We start from the raw sequence: 21,780 nt of genomic DNA, 5'->3' as shown, positions 1-21,780 counted from the left end.
GAAAAAATAATCAAGAAATTAGATCTTTCCACGTCTTAAGGTAATATTTTACCACAAGTTTATTTATATAAAATACTGATTTATTGTGTTTTATGTTGATTTTTTTGTTAACTTCGGTTAATTAACTTAAAAAAATAAACCTATGGGATTTTTTTATTTTCTATTAATTGGCGCCATTTCTGGATGGCTAGGCGGGCAACTATGGAAAGGTAGTGGCTTTGGTTTATTCGGTAATATAATTGTAGGGATAATAGGGAGTATTTTTGGAGGTTGGCTTGCAGGTAAATTAGGAATTGGCGGTGGTGGCTTACTATGGCAAATTATAATTGCAGCTGTTGGCGCTTGGATTTTACTTTTCCTGATTAGTTTATTTAAAAAATAATACCTCAGAAATAAATCGAAAAAAGGGATTTCAATGATTTGAAATCCCTTTTCTATAAATTATTCTGAATTAAAACAGCTAAAGTTTCGAAAATTATTCTACCATCTTTTTTTGTTAAAAACACAAAAGCCATTCAATTCTTGGTAGAACCATTAAGCTGTACGCAGTTCTAACTAAAAAATTCAAGGTTTCTACAAAAATCCAAAAAATCTTTTTCTACTGCAACCAGCGATTCAATGTTGCCATAATTTTTTCCTGATCCTCCTTCGGGAAATTTTTCACTCTTGTGCCGTGACTCCCACCCGGAAGAACCATTTTTAAAGCATCCACATCAGGATTTGGCGTTGGCGCACAAGCACCCCATGTATCATACCCTCCATAAATATAGAGTATTTTATCTCCTTTCGTTTCCACGTATTTACGAACCTTCTTTATGTATTTTGGATTGTATTTTATCACCACTTCCTTTGGCGCAAACCGCGAATTGGACGTACTTTTTACAGTTTTCAATAAATCCTTAACGGGACTAAAATCAAAACCATAGTATCCCAGTTCCGTCATATGTTGGTAGTACGATGGCAGTAATTCAAAATAAGTCGCATCATTATACGTCCCGATTCCAACAATTTTATTCAGATAATCAAATAATTCTTTTGGTGTGCTTCCTCCGACAGGAATATCTTCACATTTACCGCCCCATTGCCAAAACGAAAAAGGAAATTCTAAAGTGCCATATTCTAAGGCTTCCTCTATAGAAACTTCGGTAAAACTCATCTTTTCACGATCAGAAAAATCCTGAATCTCTTTCAAAAGAGCCTCTCTGTTTTGTAATAATGCTCTTTGAAACTGACTTATTTTTTCCCTACATGCTGAGGTACCGACTATTTTCACATGTGTGACGGTTCTCGGGTCTTCCTGCGTATCAATCAACGGGGCTACATACGGCATGGCAACATCTACATCATTAGGATATTTGGATTTATAAATCAAAGTGGTCTCTCCTCCTTTACTTATTCCGGTTGAAATCCACTTTCCTTTATACAATTCTTTCAATTTGGTCGCTATAGCATGATAATCAGCAATAGCCTGATCATTTGTTAAATACTCCCACGGAACCGGATTGGGTCTCGATTTTCCATAAAAGCGATACTCAACAATCACTTGATTGGCATGGAGTAACTTGCTGACTTCATTTTTCACATAGCGTGCAGCATAACCCTCTGTTTCAATTACCATCGGGCTGGAAAAATCAACATGTGAGAGATAAATAAAATGTTTAAAGCTCCCTTTTTCAGGGTGCCCATGATCTAAAGGTTGCTCTAAAACCAACTGATACGATTCTGAATAGCCCTCCAAATTTTTCATTTCTGTAATGGCAACATTAGGAAATAAATCTTCCAATCTTTTCTTCAAATCAGTTGCAACAGTAGTTTCTGTCTGCGCCAAACCGGAATAGAAGCAAAAAACTACGAACAACGGGAATAAGACATTTTTTATCTTTTTCATTCTTACATTGGTTTAAATTATTTTTTAAAATTACTATCTCAACTCACCAAAAACCAATACTATATTAACCCGATATTGACCTATTTTATCATGTTTACACTAGAAATACGCACAGAAAAAAAAATAACTTAATTTTATGGAAATCTATTCCAAAAATGAAAACTATTCAACTCATTCCCGATTCGTTTGTAGAAAACAATTGCAATTTCAAACAACTTATCGAAAGTCTAAAAAAGGGTTTTGCAACGCCATCCATACAAGTACCGATGCGTCATCACCACGATTACCCTAATCCTCCCGAAGATAAGGATTCAACATTATTGCTAATGCCTGCATTTAATCCGGGTGTAGATTTGGGCGTAAAAATTGTAACGGTAAGCCCTAATAATGGCAAATATAATCTTCCGGCCATTCAAGGAACCTACCTTTATCTCGATGCTCATAAAGGCAATGTAAAAGCCATTTTAGACGCAAAATCATTAACTACAAAACGAACCGCTTCGACCTCAGCATTAGCCAGCAGTTATCTTTCTCGGGAAGATTCTTCTTCTTTATTAATGATAGGAACCGGAGCTTTGGCAAAAAACCTAATCCAAGCGCATGCCAGCACCAGACCCATTACAAAAGTATATGTCTGGGGAAGAACTCTAGAAAAAGCACAAGCCGTTTGTGATACTCTCGTTAACGAATCGTATAGCTGCACCGCAATTACCAACATAGAAGATAAAATTTCTGAAGTTGATATTATATCCTGCGCGACTTTATCGCCTACTCCATTGGTTTTTGGAAAATGGCTGAAAGAAGGACAACATCTTGACTTGGTTGGCGCTTATAAAAAAGACATGCGGGAAGCCGATGATGAAGCAATTACAAAATCATCGGTGTTTTTGGATACCTATCAAGGAGGGCTAAAAGAAAGTGGAGATATTGTAATCCCATTAAACAACGGCACCTTAACAACAGAAGCGATCAAAGCCGATCTATTCGAACTGTGTAATGGTTCCAAAAAAGGAAGAACATCAGAAACAGAAATCACTTATTTTAAATCGGTTGGGCATGCTTTAGAAGATCTGGTTGCAGCCTCCTATTTTTATAATGAATTTATCTCCAAATAAACAATCGAATATGTCAAGTACGTACCAAAACATTCTTTCACATACGGATTATATTGCACCGCAACATTGGGTGCAAATCAAAACAATCGACATGCACACCGGAGGAGAACCACTGCGGGTGATTGTTTCCGGCTTTCCTGAATTGAAAGGAAAATCAGTATTAGAATACCGTAGGGATATTAAAGAGAATTATGATTATTTACGAACTGCCTTAATGTTTGAACCCCGTGGTCATCCTGATATGTATGGCTGTATTTTGCTTCCGCCAAATGATGAAACAGCCGATTTTGGTATTCTATTCATGCACAATGAAGGATACAGTACCATGTGCGGCCATGCCATTATCGCTATCAGCACATTAGCGGTAAACATGGGCTGGATTACGGTTAAAGAAGGAGAAAACAAACTGGAAATAGATGCACCGTGTGGACGAATTACCTCTTATGTAGCTGTAAAATTGGGTGAGGTAACAGGAGTTCGATTTCATTGTGTTCCCAGTTTTGTTGTAGGCTTGGACAGAGAAGTGGATGTTCCGGGAATAGGTAAAGTTATCTATGACCTGGCCTATGGAGGTGCATTCTATGCTTATGTTGATTTAAGAAAAAACAATACCTTAAAATTTGTTTTAACCGATACTGATTATCGTACCATCATTCAAAAAGGCATGGAAATAAAACAGGCAGTCATGCATCAAGACAGTGAAATACTCCATCCTTTTGAAATTGACTTGAGTTTTCTCTATGGAACCATCTTTATAGATGACGCTCAAAAAAAAGAAAATCACAGCCGAAATGTGTGTGTTTTTGCCGAAGGAGAAGTAGACCGATCCCCAACAGGTTCGGGTGTGTCTGGGCGAATTGCTATCGAAAAAGCGCGCAACACAATAGACTACAATAGTAAACTGACCATCGAAAGTATTACGGGAAGTGTTTTTAATTGTTCGTTGATTTCCGAAAAAGAGTATGGTCCTTTTAATGCGGTTATTCCGCAAGTAGAAGGAACAGCACATATTACCGGAATGAATACTTTTATTATTGACCCGAACGACCCGATGAAAAATGGCTTTATTCTAAGATAAAATAAACTCGAAAAAATTAAATCTCTTTTATATGAATAATGGAATTGGCGGTTCTACTGCCCAAATCGAATTAGACAAAATAGCAAACAGAACCCAAGGTGTTCAACCCATTCAATTGGAAGAATATCAAGACCGAATAAAAAAAGCAGCTTCATTAATGCTAGACTTGGACATTAAAGCCGTTTATCTCAATGCGGGAACCAACTTGTATTATTTTACGGGAACCAAATGGAATGCGTCTGAAAGAATGGTCGGGGCTTTATTGTATGCTGATGGAAGTTTAGAATACATCGTACCTAAATTTGAAGACGGCACTTTCAAAAAATATATGACCGTTGATGCAAGAATAAACTGCTGGGAAGAACACGAATCTCCTTACGCATTACTGGGGAATTTATTAAAAAACAAAAATATCACAAACGGTACCATTGCCCTTGACGAATCCGCAGCTTACTTCCTGGTCGACGGTGTTTCTAAAACAAATCCTACCTACAACTTTATTAACGCACAACCGATAACAACGGGCTGTCGAATTCAAAAATCGGCCAATGAAATTGCAATTATTCAAAGAGCCAAAGACATCACCATGGAAGTACACCGAGCCGTGGCGCGCATGCTACGACCGGGCATTAGTGTAAAAGAAGTAACCGAATTTATAAATAGTGCTCACATAAAAGCAGGTATCCCTTCCGGATCGTATTTTTGTATCGTTTTATTTTCAGATGATTCCCAATATCCGCATGGCGTAACCGTTCCTCAGAATTTAAAAGAAAACGACATTGTATTAGTTGATACCGGTTGCCAATTGGAAGGCTATCTTTCGGATATTACCAGAACTTATGTGTATGGAACACCAACAGAAAGACACCGAGAAATTTGGAATCTTGAAAAACAAACCCAACAAGCCGCTTTTGATGCAGCTCAAATTGGTGCTACCTGCGGATCTGTAGATGATGCAGCCCGTAAAGTTCTCGCTGCTGCAGGATTGAGTGGCGATTATCAATTACCTGGATTACCTCATCGTGTGGGTCATGGAACCGGATTGGACATCCATGAACATCCGTATCTGGTAAGAGGAAACACCACCGTACTGCAGGAAGGAATGGTTGTCAGTAACGAACCTATGATTTGTATTCCGGGAGAATTTGGAATTCGACACGAAGATCATTTTTATATGACCAAAGACGGCCCAAAATGGTTTACGACCCCAATGCATAGTATTGACAACCCTTTTGGATACTAACAAAATTGAATAAACTAAAAAGAGGATGCCTGTGTAAGACATCCTCTTTTTTTATTAAATAAAAACTTCTACTTTGCTCCAGGAGGAGAATATTCCAGAATAAATTTTATAAATGTGTTTCCCAAATGTTGACTTGTCCCTTCTCCTTCATTGATGCTGTGCGTACGATTCGGATAAATCATCAAATTGAACATTTTGTCGTATTTTACCAATTCATTGATAAGCACTTCTGCATTTTTATAATGTACGTTATCGTCTCCCGTACCATGAATGTATAACAGATTTCCTTTTAGGTTTTTGGCATAGGTAATAGGAGACGCTTGTTTGTAAGCCGCTTCGCTTTCATTCGGCAATCCCATATAACGTTCTGTATATATGTTATCATAAAAATGCTGGTCAGTCACTGCAGCAATTGCCACACCTGTTTTATAAATTTCTGGGTATTGAAACAGTAAGTTCAGGGTTACGGCACCACCGCCACTCCAACCGTGAACTGCTACACGATCAGTATCGACAAAATTCCATTTCAAGATTTCTTTGGCTGCCATCGCCTGATCACGTGTATTGATTATTCCAATATTCTTATAAATACATTTTCTCCATTCTGTTCCCTTCATGACAGGAGTTCCACGATTGTCAAGAGCGATTCCGATATAACCCGCCGGCACCAAAGCAGCAATAAAATCGTTAAAATATGGTTGATCATTGGCTACTGACGCCATCGGTTCTCCGTAAACATAGAAAAAAACGGGATACTTTTTTGTTGGATCAAAATCCAATGGTTTAGCCATTATTCCGTCTAACTCCACATTATCAACAGTCTTTACTTTAAACTTCTCTAATGAATAGTCTCTTTCTGGTTTTGTAAAATTATCTTTTCCCAATGGAAAAATCTTTTCATGGTTTTTTAGAGCAACCAAACGCGTATTCCAATTGCGGTTAATATTTGAATTCGTATGTTTTGCAAAAGCTCCGTCAGGTGAAAAAGTATATTCATTCGTACCATCAAATTCTGCTGGTGTGGTACGTTTTGTCTTTTTGGTGTCTAAATTCGTTTCGTACAAATATCGTTGTGTGGCATCCGTCGGACTCGATGACGAATAAATAGTTTTGGTCTCTTTATTATACGCTAAAAAATAAGAATCAAATTTCTCTTTTGTGATCAGTTCTTTTTTCTTACCATCCATACTTATTTTATAGACATGCATCCAGCCATCAGCATCAGAACTCCAAAGAAAAGATTTTCCGTTATCTACAAGTGTACATGAAAATCCATCATAAATGCCCGATGAGATATCAAAAACATCAATCCAAGCCCTTGATTTTTCTTGATAAATCACAGACGCCTTAGCTGTATTTGAATTACAGCTGTAGATTGTGGCTTCATTTTGATGTCTGTTTAATTGCACTACCATTAATTCATTATTGCCTGTCCATTCCATTCTTGGCAAATAATTATTATTGGCTTCTCCCGGAATTGCCAGCCAATTCGTTTTTTCAGAAGCCAAATTGATAACACCAATTTTTACTGATGATGGTTTTTCCCCTGCTTTCGGGTACTCAACCGGAACAACATAAGAGTACAATGAATCTGTATTATTGATCATCAAATGGTATTTAGTATCGGTAGCATCCACACGCCAGAAAGCAATGCTGCTCCCGTCAGGACTCCATCTAAAACCGTCTCTGCAACTAAGTTCCTCCTCATACACCCAATCAAAAGTTCCGTTAATAATTTTAGCTGTCCCGTCTTTGGTCAATTGTTTGATGGTATTTGATTGTAAATTTTCCAAATAAATATTATGTTTAGACACATAGGCCACATTCATATTATCATTGGAAAACTTAGCAAACATCAGCGAAGAAGCTTCCAATCCTTTACCTAATTGAACCCCTTTTCCAGTTGCAAGATCAAAATACCAATAATCGCCTCTGGTATTCCCGCGCCATACTTTTTTAGAATTGGTATAAACCAGTACTTTGGTCTTAGCGGCATTCCACACCAATTTTTCAATTTCCCCTTGAAAACCCGCAGCTTTCAGTTGGTCTTTTGTCAAAACAATTTTATTCTCCGTTAGCTTTTTAGCATCATAAACTGCGATATTATCCTGTTCATTCACCCAAAAAGAATGGGATTCCGGCAACCAGTTTAGTTCATCAATATTGATGGTGTTTTGCGCAAACATCGTTTGAACAAAAAGATAAAAAATAAGAAAAGTTTTTTTCATAGTGTTGATGTGGTCTTGGTTAATACAGAATGATTGGACTAAGTTACTCCATTCTCCATTTATATGTTTTGGTTTGTCAATAATATATATAAATTGTTACACCTTCATTATTTCATTAAATATTCAATCTCATCCATTTCAATAGGCATCCCTTCGGATAAATTGATATTTCCATCTTCAGTAAGCAGATAATCATTTTCCAAACGACAGCCTATTCCTTCCTCTCTAATATAAATCCCAGGTTCACAAGTAAGTACCATCCCTTTTTCGAACGGGCGGGAATACAAACCAACATCATGAACATCCAATCCTAAATGATGCGCCGTCCCATGCATAAAATATTTTTTATAGGCGGGAGAATCCGGATTTTGATTCGCAATCTCCTCTTTGGATAAAAGTCCAAGTCCTATCAACTCTTTTTCTATTAAAGAAGCCATTTGCTTTTCATAATCACTTGATAAAACACCTGGTTTTAATAATTTCGAACCCTCTTTTAAACAATTCAAAACAGCCTGATACACCTCGCGCTGACGAGGAGAAAATTTTCCGTTTACCGGAAGACATCTAGTGGTATCTGAATTATAATTCCCGTAACAAACACCAAAATCCACCAAAACCATATCCCCTTCTTTACAAATACCGTCATTAGAATTGTAATGCAAAGCACAGGCATTTTTCCCCGAAGCGACAATGGGTTTAAAAGCATGACGGTTTCCTCCGTTTTTAATCGCTTCGTAGATAAGTTCCGCTTCTAATTCGTATTCTTTACAATTGGGTTTAACTGTTTTCAAAATCCCCTTAAACCCTTTGACACTTATAGCAACCGCTTTTTTAATAAGCGCAATCTCTTCGTTTGATTTTATGGGTCTCAATTCCCGTGTGATCTTGGCAACCCGATCATAATGATGCAGGGGGTATTTTTCTTTACACCATTGTATCATCCGGTCTTGTCTGGTGGTCATTTCAAAAGTAGTTCTTTTTATGTGCTCATTATGGCCTAAATAAAAAGTATCCGCTTCAAAAGCAAAAAGCTGTAACGTCTTCTCGAATTCATGAATCCATTTTACATTTTTTATTCCCGAAATTTGGAAAGCTTCTTCTTTGTTTAGAAAATCACCATCCCAAATCTTGCTGTGTTCTGTTACTTCCTTTACAAAAAGAATTTCTCTGTTTTCCTCCTTAAAAGCATCCGGATATACTAGCAGAATGGTTTCGTCCTGATCGATTCCTGACAGATAAAACAAATCATTATTCTGGGCAAAACCCATCACATCATCGGCATTAGTAGGCATCACATCATTAGATGAAAGAATGGCAATACTGTTATTTTTTAGTTTTTCAGAAAACCTTTGTCTGTTTTCTACAAATAAGGAAGAGGCTATTTTGTCGTATCGCATTGCTTATAATTGAAACATTTGAGTATCTACTGAGGTCTTTTTATTCGAAATAATTTCGGTCACTATTTTACCGGTTGCAGGCGCCAAACTCAATCCCATCATGGCATGTCCGGTAGCCAATACCAAATTTGATACTTTTTTATCTTTGGAAATCAGAGGTAATCCTGAAGGTGTACACGGTCTGAAACCAAACCAAGTATCTTTTTCTTCAGGTCTGTTGATTTTTAAATCAGGATAAAATTCATTGATACTATTCACAATACCCTGAAGTCTGTTTTGATTTATTTTCAAATCATTGGTATGGGTAATCTCCATAGTCCCTCCGAAACGGATATCCGTATTCATTGGAGTAACTGCTACTTTTCCTTCGCATAAAATAGAAGGAATTGAAGGTTTTTCAGCGCGGTTATTCAAAGTAAAACTATACCCTTTTCCTGGCAATATTGAAATCCCAATATTTAATTTTTTAGCAATCTCAGGACTCCAAGATCCCGAAGCCAACACCACTTCATCTGTTTCAAACTCCCCTTTGTCGGTAATGATTTCAGCAATCAGATTGTTTTGCATTCTAAAATCTTTCACCAGAGTATCAGTATGCACAACAACATTCATGCGCTGCAGCTCCTCTTTTATGAATTGCATAAATTTTTGCGGATACAAATGAGCATCACTTTTATAATGCACACCACCTATAACATCCGTTCGGGTTCCTGTTTCTAATTTCGAAACCCCTTCCTTGGAAAGAAAATCTACCTCAAGTCCAAGACGCTGTGCTTCCTTGCCCTCATGTTCTATTTCTTCAGCTACTTTATCCGATTTATAAAGCATTAATAATCCTTTTTCTTCATAGAAAAAAGAATGATTGTCACGATCTAAATCCTGAAATAATTCTTTACTCAACAAAGCCAGATCCCTAAGCGCCGGCATTGATTTCTCTACATGCTGAGGCGTAGCGTGTTTATAAAACTGCAATCCCCATTTTATCAAATCATAGCTTAATCTTGGTTTTACATAAAATGGACTTTGGCTATCAAACATCCACTTCATACCTTGCGCAATCATTCCCGGCTGGGCCATTGGAATAATATGCGAAGGGACAATCATTCCTGCATTTCCGTAGGAACAACCATCACTCATATCCGATTTATCAAAAACAACTACCTCATATCCTTCTTTGGCCAGATAATACGCAGAACACAACCCTATTATCCCTCCTCCTATCACACTTACTTTCTTCATTATAAATACAATATAAAATTAAATTACTTAATTAAATTACCTGAAAACCAAAAGCATACGGATCGTCTTCGTCGTCAATTATAATATTATTATACCCATACACTTTTGCCCATCCTTGGATACTTGGAACAATCGCTTTGATGTCTCCTATTGTGGTTTCTTCTACTACTCTGCCTATAAATTTACTGCCTATATAACTTTCATGAATGTAGTCTTCTCCTTTTTTTAGCTTGCCCTTAGCATGAAGTTGAGCCAATCTGGCCGAAGTTCCTGTGCCACACGGAGAACGATCGATGGCTTTGTCACCATAAAAAACGGCATTTCTACCAGACGATGTTGGGTCTAAGGGTTCTCCTGTCCAAAGCATATGACTCACATCTCGAATGGTATCATTCTCTGGATGAATAAATAAATCCGGATATTTCTGGTTGATTCGTTTGCGCACTTCCTGACTGTATTGTACAATTTTACCAGCCGTAAAATCCTGTACTCCCGAAAAGTTTTGTTGCGGATCCACGATAGCATAATAATTTCCCCCGTAAGCCACATCAAAAATAATTTCACCCAATTCAGGGCAATCGATAGTCAATCCTTCGGCAGCCAGATAAGATTTAACATTCGTCAAGCGCACCCAGTCTACTTTTTTACCTGTTTGTTGGTATTCTATCTGAACCAATCCTGCAGGAGCTTCCATTCGTATTTTCCCGGGAACTTTTGGAGTAACCAACCCTTCTTCAACGGCGATGGTGATGGTTCCAATAGTTCCATGGCCACACATGGGTAAACAGCCGGAGGTTTCTATAAAAAGTATTCCAAAATCATTTTCAGGATTACTTGGCGGATAAAGAATACTCCCGCTCATCATATCATGACCACGGGGCTCGAACATTAATCCTTTCCGAATCCAATCGTATTCTTTGAGAAAATGTTGGCGTTTCTCACTCATATTAGCCCCAATAAGATTAGGACCTCCACCGGCAACTACCCGCACGGGGTTTCCACAGGTATGTGCATCTACACAAAAAAAAGTTTTTCTAGGCATTATACTATAGGTGAATGGGTTTGTTTATTGTTAACTGATCTAGAAATCCCTAACGGGTTTTCATTTTGCAATTCTAAAGGTAATAGTTTATCAGGCCAGTTTTGAAAACTAAAAGGCCTCACCCAACGTTTTACCGCATGGATTCCAACAGCAGTAAATCGCGAATCAGAAGAAGCCGGATATGGACCACCGTGAATCATCGAAGGACAAACTTCTACTCCGGTTGGCACACCATTAAATATCATCCTGCCCACTCTGTTTTGCAAAGCTGTCGTAACCTTTTCATAATTTTCAATCTCTGAACCTCCCGAAATAATAGTCCCTGTTAACTGACCGTCTAATTGATTAATGATGGAAACCAACTGTGCTTCATCATCACACTGAACCAGAATAGAAAACGGACCAAAAACTTCATGGCTTAAGGTTGGATTCTCCAAAAATGTTTTCCCATCAACCGTAAGTATCGTTTGTGATGCGAAATTAGGTGCTATTTCCCCTTTATATTCCGCAACAGTATTGACCCCTTTTTGGGATTGTAATGTTTCTTTTCCAATATTGAAATCAGCTTTAATAGACGGATGAAGCATACAGGAAGGCGCTATTTTCTCCACTTCCTCAGCCAATTGGACTGCGAAATTATTTAAATCATCTCCTTTAATGGCTAGTAACAAACCTGGATTCGTACAAAACTGACCTGTTCCCAAAGTAATCGATCCGGCATAGGTAGCAGCCCATTTTTCACTTTCATTCTCTAAAGCTTTAGGTAAAATAACAACAGGGTTTATACTTCCCATTTCTGCAAAAACAGGAATAGGTTCCGGTCTTTGGGAGGCCAAATCAAATAAGGCCCTTCCACCTTTGATACTTCCGGTGAAACCAACTGCTTTAACCAAAGGATATTTTACCAAACTTGTCCCTAAAACCACTCCACTGCCAATCAAATTTGAAAATACTCCTTCTGGCATATTGGTCTTTTTGGCGGCTTTAATCACTGCCGACGCAACCATTTCACCGGTACCAATATGCATCGAATGACTTTTTACAATAACAGGACAACCTGCCGCCAAAGCCGAGGCCGTATCTCCTCCTGCGGTTGAAAACGCAAAGGGAAAATTACTGGATCCAAAAACTACAACGGGTCCTAATGGAACCAACATTTTACGCAAATCATCTTTAGGAAGAGGCTGTCTGTCTAAAACAGCAGTATCTATAGTCGCTTCAACCCAACTCCCTTCATTTAGCATCTCTGCAAAGGATCGCAACTGAAAAATAGTACGACCACGCTCTCCTTCAGCTCTGCCTCTCGGATATCCAGACTCGGCACAATATACTTCTAACAATTCCTCTCCCAGAGCTAAAATTTCATCTGCAATTGCATTTAGAAAAGCTGCTTTTTCCTTACCGGAACAATTTTTATAGCTTTTAAATGCCTGATCTGCTAAAGTAATCGCTTCTTCTATTTCCTCTGGGGTCGCTTCTGTAAACTCCCATGGATTTTCTATATTCAGCTGCGGATTAAATGTTCTATAGCTTTTAGCTCCATTTCCTTTCAGCTGACTTCCGATATAATTTTTTCCTGTAATCATTACCTTAATTTTAATTTACAAACCGTTTTTGCTAAAAATTGACACCTAAAATCAGAATTGCATTTTAAGTATCTAAACATCAAAATAGCCGAATCAAAAGATAGCTATATGAAAGCTATCTCCTAATCGACCTCAAACAAACCAAATTTAACTCAATTATTAACTCAATTATTAACTTTTAAAATCAGGAAGAACAGGTCTTGTTCGCAATCCTTCACTGATAATTGCCAATACTCTTTCTCTTTCAGCTCCTTGAAGAGGCAATCTAGGTGCACGAACATATTCGGTACCCAAACCGGTAGCCACTTCAGCCAATTTAATATTTTGAACCAATTGTGCGTTGATATCTAATTCTAAAAGAGGTAAGAACCAACGGTAAATTTTTAATGCCTCATCAATTCTTCCCGCTTTCGCCAATTTATAAATAGCCACTGTTTCTTTAGGAAAAGCATCCACCAATCCTGAAACCCAACCATGAGAACCCATTAATAAACTCTCTAAGGCTAAAGTATCCACACCAGAAAGAATTTTCAAACGGTCACCAAAACGATTGATGATTCTTGTAACATTTGAAATGTCTCTGGTAGATTCTTTTACCGCCTGAATGTTATCAAATTTCATTAACTCTTCAAACATATCCAGCGTAACTTCAATTTTATAATCTACCGGGTTATTATAGACCATTATTGGCAGGGAAGTGTTTTTTGCAACCTCAGAAAAGTAAATTACCGTTTCATGATCGGTTGCTTTATAGCGCATTGGAGGCAACATCATTAATCCTTTTGCTCCGTCTTGCTCTGCTTTATTTGCGGCTTCAATGGCTCCACGGGTGGTTTGTTCAGCGATATTCATTATAACGGGAACGGAACCCTGAACCATACTGACGGTTCCTCGCACCAGTTCGCGTTTTTCCTCTTCTAATAATGTGCTGGCTTCACCCAAGGTTCCTCCTAATATTATTCCTTCCACACCTGCTTCAAGCTGTGCTTTTACATTTACTTCAAACATATTGAAGTCTAGTTTATCATCTGCAGTAAATTTCGTTGTAACTGCCGGCATTACGCCTTTCCATTGAATACTCATAATGTCTAATTTATTTTTAATTCAAAATTACCCACTAAACACAAATAAATCTTTTGATAAATTAGCACAAAATAATACTATATTACCCTAATATGTTTTACATGTAAAATAACAGAGTAATATTTGCGCATTTTTTGTTGATAAAGCATATATTTGGTCTATTAATTTCAGGTCATGAAATCGCCATTAATACAAGTTTGTTGCAAACAATTGAATAATCATCGAACTCCGATGAAAATAAGATATTGTGAGATAAATGAAATTCGCTGAACACCTATGAAAAATAGTAACTCAGTGAAGCAAACACCAGTAAATAAAAAGGCGATAAATATGACCGCTGAGGAATAAATATTTACATATATGAAAGTATTCCCTTTTAAAATACCCAAGGCAAAAGAAGATGCACTCCTCTATCAAGAAGATAGAGTACTTACGTTTTACAACAAGCTGCATCAGCATGAAGAAACACAAATAAGTTACATCGAAAAGGGAGAAGGTACTGTTTTGGTAGGAGATACGGTAACACAATACCAAAAAGGCGATATTCTAGTGATTGGAAGCAACTTGCCTCATGTGTTTAGAAGTGACACCAATTCAGAAGAATCATCGGTCATGCTGACTCTTTTTTTTACAAATAATTCTTTTGGAAAAGATTTTTTTGAATTACCCACATTCAAAACCATACAACCTTTTTTTGAAAACTGTAAAAACGGATTTATTGTCAAAAACAGTCCCAAAAAAATTGTCAAATGTTTCAAAAAAAACAAGTCCAAAAATGAATTCAACCGTTTCATTTCTTTTTTAGAGACCATAAAGCAGCTTTCCAAAACGGACAAAAAGCCTCTTTCCAGTTATATCTATGACAAAAAAATCACTGATAATGAAGGGAAACGAATGCAAACTGTTTTTGAATATGTAATGAATAACTATCAAAAGAATATTTCTCTTGAAGAGATTTCTTCTATATCTAATATGACGAAGAATGCTTTTTGTCGCTATTTTAAAGTAAGAACCAACAAATCATTCTTCCAGTTTTTGATAGAAATCAGAATTGAACATGCCGGACAATTATTGTCAAAGAGAAATGAACTGTCGGTATTGGAAATTGCCGAATTATGTGGGTTTAACAATATTTCTAATTTCAACAGAAAATTCAAAGAAATAAAAAACACCTCACCTTTGCAGTACAGAAAAGCAAACACCTAAAAAAGCTGTTTTTACTATTTGCAGCCTATAAATTTTGTAAAAACTACCAATAAAAAACCTTTCAATCCCCGATGAATTAGGACTGAAAGGTTTTTTATTTTAGAAAAACGTAACGGATTTATGGAAGGAAAGCGTATCCTTTTTTACTTTTCCACAAGAAATATTTTTCTAAAATCACTTTATTAAAATCAAAAATCACATTAGGAATCATAATCGCAAAAGAACGTGGTTTGAATAATGAGGTTGAAAAGATAATAACCTCTTTTTTTCCGGCATCCATGATACAAAGACCGGGAATTCTGCCCCATTCTTTTCGAACCAATTTCGTTTCACCATTAGCTACTCTAATGATATTTTCGGCAACAATTTTACCGGTTTCATCAGATGGATATCCCGTTTTAGGAGAACCAAAAGGAACGCTTTTTGGTGTAAAGGGCAATTTCACATCTACGGCAATTCCGGCCGCCCAAATATTTTTATAATCACGATGTCTGTAGTCATCCCCTACTGGAATATAACCACTTGGTGTTGCATGGAGATCTGGAGAATTGGTTACCAAATCCACCCCGATGAAAGGAGGCATCAACATGGTAAAATCACTAGGTAATTCCTCACCGGTAGATAAAATAACTTTATCTTTTTTGACTTCTTTTACGCCTACTTCGGTACGATAATGTATGTTGAACATTTTCATAAACCCTTTAAGCATTGATTCTCCCATCGGCATTCCGTCTATTCCGAAATGACCCAAATAATCTTCTGGAGTGATCCAATATAAATCTACTTTTTTACGGATGTTTTGTTCACGCAACCATTTTTCGATATTGAATAAGAATTCATAAGCGGCGCCCATACATCCCGCATTTTGTGTCGCTCCAATTACGATTGGTCCAGGGTTATTCTTAAATTCTTCTAATGCTTTTCTTATTTTCATAGCACCGTTTGGTGTTCCCACATAATGCGCAAATTCTTCTACCCCCGGAGCTACATCATATTTTACTTTAGGGCCGGTTGCAATCACCAAATTATCGTATTTATACTCTCCTTTATCGGTAACTACTGTTTGAGTGGCTGCATCAATCTTCAATGCTTCTTCATTGACAAAATCCACTCCTTTTTTTCTTAGAATATCTTCTTTTCTGAATGAAATATCCTTAATGTCTCTTCTCCCGAAAGGAACCCATATAAGTGATGGTATAAATAAAAACAAAGGTGATTTATCGATCAATATAACTTTGTGCTCGTTTTTACCTTTTCTTTTAATTTCTAGTGCAGCTGTCATTCCTGCAAAACTTCCTCCCACTATTACTGTTGTAGTCATAATTAAATCCGTTTAAATTATTACATAAAGTTACTCCTACTCCTCTGTAATAACTGTAACATATGTTACACAGCCCCAAATTTTTTAAATATTTTTTTGTAAAACATTTACATCGGAATTTACTATAAAAAACAAACCCTGACTCTTTGCAAAACAAGTCAGGGTTTTAATTTTTAAAATGGGATCGAATTACATATAACTCAAAATCTCCTTTTTGAAGGTATCGTATTCTCCTTGCAGAATCAGTCCGTTATCAAGGAGTTTTTTATAATTCTGGAGTTTTTCAAACAATTCATCTTGTGATAATTCGCTCAAAGATTTATCTTTTGCAGGAGCCGTTGTAGTCTGAAAAGATTGTTCTTCCTGATGAAAACCTGGCGTCGTAACTGGCATTATTTCAGCAAAACTGGTCACTTCCTCCGTTTCCATTTCTTCAATAATTTCTACTGCTTCTGTTGCATCAACTGGAACTTCTTCTACAATTGCAGTATTCGAAACAGCTCCGTTTTTCAAAATATCCAATTGTTCTTTAGCATAAGTGAAGATTTTTCTAGCCTGAATTTTCGGAATGTAATCAATCGTAACCTGCATTTCTGTTTTGGTCGAAAAAGAAAACTCCGATCCTAAAATATTTTCTTTTACAAAAGTACCTTCAATCTCATCCCAGGTATAATCAATAAAATTCATCGAAAGTCCCAAATTTTTAGGCTGGCAAATGATTATTCGTTTATTGGTCATCACAATACTGTCCGGTAATACTGTAATTGCAGGTTTCTTTTGAACGGCGATATAGCCTATTTCTTCATTTTTCATCAATATATCACTTAGTTTTGAAGCGATTTTTTCGATGGCTTTTGGATCTTGTTCTTCGTTTAAAAACTTTTTAAATTGTTCTTTCATTATTTTTAGGTGCTAAGATGCTAAGTTATTAAGGGCTAAGTTTTTTTTTGTTTCGCAAAAGTAATGCCTAATTTTCTAATTCCTGAATTTCGCCTTGCAATTTCTTTGTTAAACTTTTGAAAACCAAATCGTACGAATGATCGATCAGTTCTTTGATAAGCGAATCTGGAACATCCTGATTTATGGCAATGGTATTCCAATGTGCTTTACTCATATGAAACCCGGGTTGAATGCCGTCATGTTCCGCTCTCAGTTCCTCTGCCCTTTCCGGATCACATTTCAAATTCACCGATGGCGCTCCTTTTTCCCATTGGCTTAAAGACGACAAGGCAAACATTTTTCCTCCTACTTTAAACACCAAAGTATCTTCATCGAAAGGAAAATGCTCCGTCACTCCTTTTTTAGAAAGACAATAATCAAAATAAGTCTGTATATCCATTTTATTCTTTTTTTCCTATTTCCCCCAGATGGGTAAATTTAAAACCAGCTTCATATTTTAATCCATAGCCAAGCATTCTGTCAAAGCTGGAATGGGTAAACAGAATAATTCCAGTCAGTTGTACAAGTTCATTCGAAAAGTAAATCCCTCCAAGATAAACGATAACAGCAATTCCTCTATGGTGAAACAAATTATACAAAAATGCTCCGGCTTTATTCCCAAAAGTATAACCTATCATTGACAAGTCGGGCGCTAGCAGTAAAACTAAAAACCACCACCATGCATAATCCAATTGATTGAAAAAATAAATTCCAAGCACAAATAAGCCTAATTCTTCGAGTTTGATAATTGTTTGCATCATACTATTTTTTCCATCATTCTTTCTGGATGCGCCAATTGATTAAAGCCAAATTTCTCATATAAAAAATGGGCGTCTTTTGTGGCTAATCTCCAAATCTTAACCTCTTTCAGTTGTGGTTCATTTATCATTGCTTCAACCAAAATAGAAGAATACCCCTTGCCTCGATGCTCTTCGGTAATAAACACATCCATCACATAGGCAAAGACCACGTAATCTGTTATCACTCTCGCAAAACCAATTTGTTTCTCATCCAGATAAATTCCGAAACAAAAAGAATTGTCAATGGTCGTTTGAACTTCTTCAATGCTTCTGGCAGCGGCCCAATAAATATCTTTTAAGAAATTCTGAATAAAAGGAACATCCAGTTTCTTCTTATCTGTTGAAACGGACACGAGTCCATGGGGCGAACTGGCGGAGTAAATCATAGTATTTTATTTTAATTCTCCATTTCCCCTTCAAGGGTCAAGGGTTTGTATAAAATGGGTTTACTTGGACTCGCATCATTTTCGAATGAGGCAATTTGCAAATTCAACAGATAACTGCCGTCTGGCACCTCATCACCAACAAAAATCATTTCGGTAATCGTACAATCCAATCGTGCATCGGCATTCAAATTATCGACGTTTTTAACATTCCAAAATGCTTTGTGCGCCAATAATTTACCTTCGTCATGTTCTTTGTCCACGCTAGGTAAATCAATCAATAAATGTTTGATACCGCATTCGCGAATGAAACGCGCCGCATCTTCTGACAGATAAGGCGGATTGGTATTCGAATATTTTAAAGATTTTTTTATTTTGAAATTAGGTAATGTTCTAATGATTAAAGCTTCTTTTGGAGCGTCTAACTTTAATGTCACATCGAGCGCCGCCGAGATACTATCTAAAGTAATCACCCAATCTTCTCCTTGCATTTCCGGTATAACCGAAACCAATTCAGCCAAAAAGAAAAACTGTTTCAACGATTGATTGATACTGTAAAATTCACGTGTGATATGCCCCAAACATTCCGTATGCGTCCCGTGTCCGTGCGGATTGAAGAAAATGTTATTAAAGTTTGTCGATGATTTTCCTTCAGAAACTTTCCCTATCCAATCCCCAAAAACAACGGGTTCAATTACCGGTTTATCGATATACCAAGCAATTGGGTTTTCGTCAGTATTGGTTAACGGAATCGAAATATCGATTGGTTTCGAGAGATCAATATTAAATTCGTTGTTGATGAATGCTATCATAATTTTAACCGCTAGGTTCGCAAAGTTTTACGCAAAGTTCGCAAAGAAATTATTATTTATCTATAGATTATTTACGACTCTTTTAATCCCATTTTTTATTAATACAACATTAAAATTCATAAGCAATCCTAACTTGCAATTTGTTAATTTCAAATAGGTTAATAGTTGAGCAAAATGAATGTCATTTAAAACATCAACAGATTTTATTTCCAGAATTAATTTATTTTCTATTATAAGATCGAGACGATATCCCACATCTAATTTAACTTCTTCATAAATCAAAGGTAAAGGTTTCTGTTTTTTAATTTCAACCCCGGTCTTTTTTAGTTCATAAAACAAACATTCTTCATAGGCACTTTCTAAAAGACCTGGTCCTAAAGCTTGATGCACTTTTAAAGCACAATCAAAAACAACTCTAGATAATTCATTTTCAGTCATAATCCATTTTACCGCAAGGTTCGCAAAGTTTTACACAAAAGTTGCAAAGCTTAGTTTGCATATTTTTATTTGAAATAAATGTAAGAAAAATATTTAATTACACAATAGTACTCCTGGCGTAAAACTTTGCGAACTTTGCGGTTAAACCTCCGAATTTATATAAAACAAATCACTTGCAATTCCATCCGTCAAAAACTTTCCTTTTGGAGTTGGCTTAAGAATATTGTTTTCAATAGAAACCAATCCGTCATTCAAGAATTTCTGAACTTGTTTAGTGAGATAATTTAAATATTTACTTCCGAATTCTTTTTCAATTCTGTCCAAAGAGACGCCCCAAATCGTTCGCAAACCCGTCATGACATATTCGTTGTAACGGTCAGCAACCGAAAGGACTTCGATTTCATTGGGCAATTTATCTTCCTGAATGGATTTTAAATAAAGGGAGTTATTCGAAACATTCCAGCTACGGGAAACGCCATCATAACTGTGCGCTGAAGGACCAATCCCTATGTATTTTTTGCCCAACCAATAAGCCGAATTGTTCTTTGAAAAATAATTAGCTTTTCCAAAATTCGATAATTCATAATGGATAAAATCATTTGCTTCAAGCATTTCCACCAAAATGGCAAAATGTTCCTGAGCCACTTCGTCCTTAGGTTCCGCAATTTTTCCGGTTTGAATGAGTTTATTCAAAGCCGTTTTGGGCTCTACGGTCAAGGCATAACTCGAAATATGTGGAATTCCAAAAGACAAAGCTGTTTCAATGTTCTGTTTCCACTTCTCATTACTCATACCCGGAATTCCGTAGATTAAATCGAGGGAAATATTATCAAAATATTTGGTAGCTTCTTCCAGACATCTTGCGGCTTCTGCAGCATTATGTGCACGGTTCATCATTTTGAGATCTTCTTCAAAAAAAGATTGAATCCCGATGCTTAGGCGATTGATCGGACTTTTGGATAATTCCATTATCCGTTCACTTGACAAATCATCCGGATTGGCTTCGAGGGTGATTTCCGGATTTTCAATTACAGTATAATTCTGGTATACGGCTTCAATCAAAAAATTAATTTCTTCTGAACTCAGTACCGAAGGCGTTCCTCCTCCGAAATAAATAGTTTCCACTCCCGAGAATTCGGGATCGCTTTCAAACTCACTTTTACGCATTTGAATTTCTTTGGCCAAAGCCAAAACCATCTCCTCTTTCTTCTTCATAGAAGTCGAAAAATGAAAATCGCAGTAATGACAAGCCTGCTTGCAGAATGGTATGTGAATGTAAATGCCGCTCATTTAGTAGTGTTCAGTATTCAGTTTTTTAGTGGTCAGTCATGGAATAGTGGTCAGTGGTCAGTTTTTTAGTAATCAGACTATAAGAAAGTGATCAGTTGAAAAAGTGGTCAGTGGTCAGTTTTCAAATGCTTAGACTTCAAGGAAGTGGTCTAATTCAATACTGAATATTACTAATCTGAACACTCACCACTACATTTAAGATTCCCAACTGAATACTAAAAAACTGACCACTGATCACTCCTTTTTGACTCCAAACTTCTCAGGATTTAATATCATATAATTAATTAGTTTTCCTATTTCTAAACTTTCAGAAATAAGTTCTTGGTAAATAGATTCAGAAATATATTTACAAGATAAGGCAAACTCTAACCAAACTTGCGTTTCTGAATTTTCTCCGTCAGAATCGGTCAGTTTACTATAAAAATGTTTAGGGTAAATCCTTTTTCTATATGCTTCACCCATTGTAACGGGAACACTCCTTGAGGAACGTCGAATTTGATCTGTTAAGGAATAGGTTTCTTCCTTTGGAAACGATTTTGTAATTTCAAAAATCTTCATTGCTAGTGCAAACGACTTTTTATAAGCTAATAAATCTTGAAATCTCATACTACATTTTTAAAAACTGAAAACTATCTTTTATCCAATCCTATTGAGCACCATTTTCACCAGTCATACACTGACCACTAAAAAAC

General features: G+C 36.6%; 22 protein-coding genes. 6 read left to right on the top strand and 16 right to left on the bottom strand.

What is annotated here, in order from left to right; all coding sequences use genetic code 11:
* Positions 1 to 142: 142 nt before the first annotated feature.
* Positions 143 to 382, top strand: coding sequence for a GlsB/YeaQ/YmgE family stress response membrane protein (locus tag ABEB23_RS12400; RefSeq protein WP_348812917.1), 240 nt, complete (start codon positions 143 to 145; stop codon positions 380 to 382).
* A gap of 216 nt (positions 383 to 598) precedes the next feature.
* On the opposite strand, the gene ABEB23_RS12395 is transcribed toward ABEB23_RS12400, so the two are convergent.
* A complete protein-coding gene (locus tag ABEB23_RS12395) occupies positions 599 to 1,888 on the bottom strand; it encodes a S28 family serine protease (protein ID WP_348812916.1) in 1,290 nt (429 codons plus the stop codon).
* A 155-nt stretch (positions 1,889 to 2,043) separates the two neighbouring features.
* Between ABEB23_RS12395 and lhpI the strand changes: the two genes are divergently transcribed.
* From lhpI to ABEB23_RS12380, 3 genes are read left to right on the top strand one after another with little or no spacing between them, the layout of a single operon-like run.
* Positions 2,044 to 3,003: a bifunctional Delta(1)-pyrroline-2-carboxylate/Delta(1)-piperideine-2-carboxylate reductase gene (gene lhpI / locus ABEB23_RS12390; protein ID WP_348812915.1), complete on the top strand. Its 960-nt coding sequence runs from the start codon at positions 2,044 to 2,046 to the stop codon at positions 3,001 to 3,003.
* A 10-nt stretch (positions 3,004 to 3,013) separates the two neighbouring features.
* Complete coding sequence (locus ABEB23_RS12385) at positions 3,014 to 4,081, top strand: proline racemase family protein (RefSeq protein ID WP_348812914.1); 1,068 nt, start codon at positions 3,014 to 3,016, stop codon at positions 4,079 to 4,081.
* 31 nt (positions 4,082 to 4,112) lie between these two features.
* Positions 4,113 to 5,324: a M24 family metallopeptidase gene (locus tag ABEB23_RS12380; protein ID WP_348812913.1), complete on the top strand. Its 1,212-nt coding sequence runs from the start codon at positions 4,113 to 4,115 to the stop codon at positions 5,322 to 5,324.
* Positions 5,325 to 5,392: 68 nt separating this feature from the next.
* Here the strand turns inward: ABEB23_RS12380 and ABEB23_RS12375 are convergent, their stop codons facing one another.
* The 6 genes from ABEB23_RS12375 to ABEB23_RS12350 form a co-directional block, all read right to left on the bottom strand.
* The gene (locus ABEB23_RS12375; protein ID WP_348812912.1) at positions 5,393 to 7,552 is read right to left on the bottom strand and encodes a S9 family peptidase; all 2,160 of its coding nucleotides are present in this window, start codon (positions 7,550 to 7,552) and stop codon (positions 5,393 to 5,395) included.
* Positions 7,553 to 7,659: 107 nt separating this feature from the next.
* Positions 7,660 to 8,949, bottom strand: coding sequence for an aminopeptidase P family protein (locus tag ABEB23_RS12370; RefSeq protein ID WP_348812911.1), 1,290 nt, complete (start codon positions 8,947 to 8,949; stop codon positions 7,660 to 7,662).
* A gap of 3 nt (positions 8,950 to 8,952) precedes the next feature.
* Positions 8,953 to 10,188: an NAD(P)/FAD-dependent oxidoreductase gene (locus ABEB23_RS12365; RefSeq protein WP_348812910.1), complete on the bottom strand. Its 1,236-nt coding sequence runs from the start codon at positions 10,186 to 10,188 to the stop codon at positions 8,953 to 8,955.
* Positions 10,189 to 10,219: 31 nt separating this feature from the next.
* Positions 10,220 to 11,230 carry a 4-hydroxyproline epimerase gene (locus ABEB23_RS12360; protein ID WP_348812909.1) on the bottom strand — a complete coding sequence of 337 codons (1,011 nt, stop codon included), beginning with the start codon at positions 11,228 to 11,230 and terminating at the stop codon, positions 10,220 to 10,222.
* Complete coding sequence (locus ABEB23_RS12355) at positions 11,230 to 12,816, bottom strand: aldehyde dehydrogenase (NADP(+)) (RefSeq protein ID WP_348812908.1); 1,587 nt, start codon at positions 12,814 to 12,816, stop codon at positions 11,230 to 11,232. The genes ABEB23_RS12360 and ABEB23_RS12355 overlap by 1 nt, the downstream gene beginning before the upstream one ends.
* Before the next feature lie 171 nt (positions 12,817 to 12,987).
* Entirely contained in the window at positions 12,988 to 13,899 is a 912-nt protein-coding gene (locus ABEB23_RS12350) for a dihydrodipicolinate synthase family protein (RefSeq protein WP_348812907.1), read from the bottom strand.
* Positions 13,900 to 14,259: 360 nt separating this feature from the next.
* Between ABEB23_RS12350 and ABEB23_RS12345 the strand changes: the two genes are divergently transcribed.
* Entirely contained in the window at positions 14,260 to 15,105 is an 846-nt protein-coding gene (locus ABEB23_RS12345; RefSeq protein ID WP_348812906.1) for an AraC family transcriptional regulator, read from the top strand.
* Between the two features lie 118 nt (positions 15,106 to 15,223).
* Here ABEB23_RS12345 and ABEB23_RS12340 read toward each other — a convergent pair whose 3' ends face one another.
* The 8 genes from ABEB23_RS12340 to hemW all read right to left on the bottom strand — a co-directional run bounded on the left by ABEB23_RS12340 (position 15,224) and on the right by hemW (position 21,088).
* The gene (locus tag ABEB23_RS12340; RefSeq protein WP_348812905.1) at positions 15,224 to 16,426 is read right to left on the bottom strand and encodes an NAD(P)/FAD-dependent oxidoreductase; all 1,203 of its coding nucleotides are present in this window, start codon (positions 16,424 to 16,426) and stop codon (positions 15,224 to 15,226) included.
* 189 nt (positions 16,427 to 16,615) lie between these two features.
* The gene (locus ABEB23_RS12335; protein ID WP_348812904.1) at positions 16,616 to 17,326 is read right to left on the bottom strand and encodes a PH domain-containing protein; all 711 of its coding nucleotides are present in this window, start codon (positions 17,324 to 17,326) and stop codon (positions 16,616 to 16,618) included.
* Between the two features lie 67 nt (positions 17,327 to 17,393).
* The gene (locus ABEB23_RS12330; protein ID WP_348812903.1) at positions 17,394 to 17,765 is read right to left on the bottom strand and encodes an MmcQ/YjbR family DNA-binding protein; all 372 of its coding nucleotides are present in this window, start codon (positions 17,763 to 17,765) and stop codon (positions 17,394 to 17,396) included.
* 1 nt (position 17,766) lies between these two features.
* Positions 17,767 to 18,123, bottom strand: coding sequence for a DUF4260 domain-containing protein (locus tag ABEB23_RS12325; RefSeq protein ID WP_348813093.1), 357 nt, complete (start codon positions 18,121 to 18,123; stop codon positions 17,767 to 17,769).
* The gene (locus tag ABEB23_RS12320; RefSeq protein ID WP_348812902.1) at positions 18,123 to 18,551 is read right to left on the bottom strand and encodes a GNAT family N-acetyltransferase; all 429 of its coding nucleotides are present in this window, start codon (positions 18,549 to 18,551) and stop codon (positions 18,123 to 18,125) included. Before ABEB23_RS12320 ends, ABEB23_RS12325 begins: the two co-directional genes overlap by 1 nt.
* An 11-nt stretch (positions 18,552 to 18,562) precedes the next feature.
* The gene (locus ABEB23_RS12315; protein ID WP_348812901.1) at positions 18,563 to 19,360 is read right to left on the bottom strand and encodes a cyclase family protein; all 798 of its coding nucleotides are present in this window, start codon (positions 19,358 to 19,360) and stop codon (positions 18,563 to 18,565) included.
* A 60-nt stretch (positions 19,361 to 19,420) separates the two neighbouring features.
* A complete protein-coding gene (locus ABEB23_RS12310; RefSeq protein ID WP_348812900.1) occupies positions 19,421 to 19,798 on the bottom strand; it encodes a GxxExxY protein in 378 nt (125 codons plus the stop codon).
* A 141-nt stretch (positions 19,799 to 19,939) separates the two neighbouring features.
* On the bottom strand, positions 19,940 to 21,088 hold the full coding sequence (hemW, locus tag ABEB23_RS12305; RefSeq protein WP_348812899.1) for a radical SAM family heme chaperone HemW: 1,149 nt from the start codon (positions 21,086 to 21,088) through the stop codon (positions 19,940 to 19,942).
* Here hemW and ABEB23_RS12300 point away from each other — a divergent pair.
* Complete coding sequence (locus ABEB23_RS12300; RefSeq protein ID WP_348813094.1) at positions 21,026 to 21,157, top strand: hypothetical protein; 132 nt, start codon at positions 21,026 to 21,028, stop codon at positions 21,155 to 21,157. The genes hemW and ABEB23_RS12300 overlap by 63 nt on opposite strands.
* A gap of 165 nt (positions 21,158 to 21,322) precedes the next feature.
* Here the strand turns inward: ABEB23_RS12300 and ABEB23_RS12295 are convergent, their stop codons facing one another.
* Positions 21,323 to 21,694: a four helix bundle protein gene (locus ABEB23_RS12295; RefSeq protein WP_348812898.1), complete on the bottom strand. Its 372-nt coding sequence runs from the start codon at positions 21,692 to 21,694 to the stop codon at positions 21,323 to 21,325.
* Positions 21,695 to 21,780: the final 86 nt, after the last annotated feature.

Origin of the sequence: Flavobacterium maritimum (assembly GCF_040049085.1) — a bacterium.
Classification (GTDB): domain Bacteria; phylum Bacteroidota; class Bacteroidia; order Flavobacteriales; family Flavobacteriaceae; genus Flavobacterium; species Flavobacterium maritimum.
This window is presented reverse-complemented; position numbering and strand designations above follow the sequence as displayed.

Bases quoted from the DNA above. Each gene is read 5' to 3' on its own strand.
- ABEB23_RS12385 (WP_348812914.1), top strand. From the start codon at position 3,014: ATGTCAAGTACGTACCAAAACATTCTTTCACATACGGATTATATTGCA.
- ABEB23_RS12320 (WP_348812902.1), bottom strand. From the start codon at position 18,551: ATGATTTACTCCGCCAGTTCGCCCCATGGACTCGTGTCCGTTTCAACA.
- ABEB23_RS12310 (WP_348812900.1), bottom strand. From the start codon at position 19,798: ATGACTGAAAATGAATTATCTAGAGTTGTTTTTGATTGTGCTTTAAAA.
- ABEB23_RS12400 (WP_348812917.1), top strand. From the start codon at position 143: ATGGGATTTTTTTATTTTCTATTAATTGGCGCCATTTCTGGATGGCTA.
- ABEB23_RS12350 (WP_348812907.1), bottom strand. From the start codon at position 13,899: ATGAGTATTCAATGGAAAGGCGTAATGCCGGCAGTTACAACGAAATTT.
- ABEB23_RS12365 (WP_348812910.1), bottom strand. From the start codon at position 10,188: ATGAAGAAAGTAAGTGTGATAGGAGGAGGGATAATAGGGTTGTGTTCT.
- ABEB23_RS12315 (WP_348812901.1), bottom strand. From the start codon at position 19,360: ATGATAGCATTCATCAACAACGAATTTAATATTGATCTCTCGAAACCA.
- ABEB23_RS12360 (WP_348812909.1), bottom strand. From the start codon at position 11,230: ATGCCTAGAAAAACTTTTTTTTGTGTAGATGCACATACCTGTGGAAAC.
- lhpI (WP_348812915.1), top strand. From the start codon at position 2,044: ATGAAAACTATTCAACTCATTCCCGATTCGTTTGTAGAAAACAATTGC.
- ABEB23_RS12375 (WP_348812912.1), bottom strand. From the start codon at position 7,552: ATGAAAAAAACTTTTCTTATTTTTTATCTTTTTGTTCAAACGATGTTT.
- ABEB23_RS12300 (WP_348813094.1), top strand. From the start codon at position 21,026: ATGAAAATCGCAGTAATGACAAGCCTGCTTGCAGAATGGTATGTGAAT.
- ABEB23_RS12355 (WP_348812908.1), bottom strand. From the start codon at position 12,816: ATGATTACAGGAAAAAATTATATCGGAAGTCAGCTGAAAGGAAATGGA.
- hemW (WP_348812899.1), bottom strand. From the start codon at position 21,088: ATGAGCGGCATTTACATTCACATACCATTCTGCAAGCAGGCTTGTCAT.
- ABEB23_RS12345 (WP_348812906.1), top strand. From the start codon at position 14,260: ATGAAAGTATTCCCTTTTAAAATACCCAAGGCAAAAGAAGATGCACTC.
- ABEB23_RS12335 (WP_348812904.1), bottom strand. From the start codon at position 17,326: ATGAAAGAACAATTTAAAAAGTTTTTAAACGAAGAACAAGATCCAAAA.
- ABEB23_RS12380 (WP_348812913.1), top strand. From the start codon at position 4,113: ATGAATAATGGAATTGGCGGTTCTACTGCCCAAATCGAATTAGACAAA.
- ABEB23_RS12395 (WP_348812916.1), bottom strand. From the start codon at position 1,888: ATGAAAAAGATAAAAAATGTCTTATTCCCGTTGTTCGTAGTTTTTTGC.
- ABEB23_RS12370 (WP_348812911.1), bottom strand. From the start codon at position 8,949: ATGCGATACGACAAAATAGCCTCTTCCTTATTTGTAGAAAACAGACAA.
- ABEB23_RS12295 (WP_348812898.1), bottom strand. From the start codon at position 21,694: ATGAGATTTCAAGATTTATTAGCTTATAAAAAGTCGTTTGCACTAGCA.
- ABEB23_RS12340 (WP_348812905.1), bottom strand. From the start codon at position 16,426: ATGACTACAACAGTAATAGTGGGAGGAAGTTTTGCAGGAATGACAGCT.
- ABEB23_RS12325 (WP_348813093.1), bottom strand. From the start codon at position 18,123: ATGCAAACAATTATCAAACTCGAAGAATTAGGCTTATTTGTGCTTGGA.
- ABEB23_RS12330 (WP_348812903.1), bottom strand. From the start codon at position 17,765: ATGGATATACAGACTTATTTTGATTATTGTCTTTCTAAAAAAGGAGTG.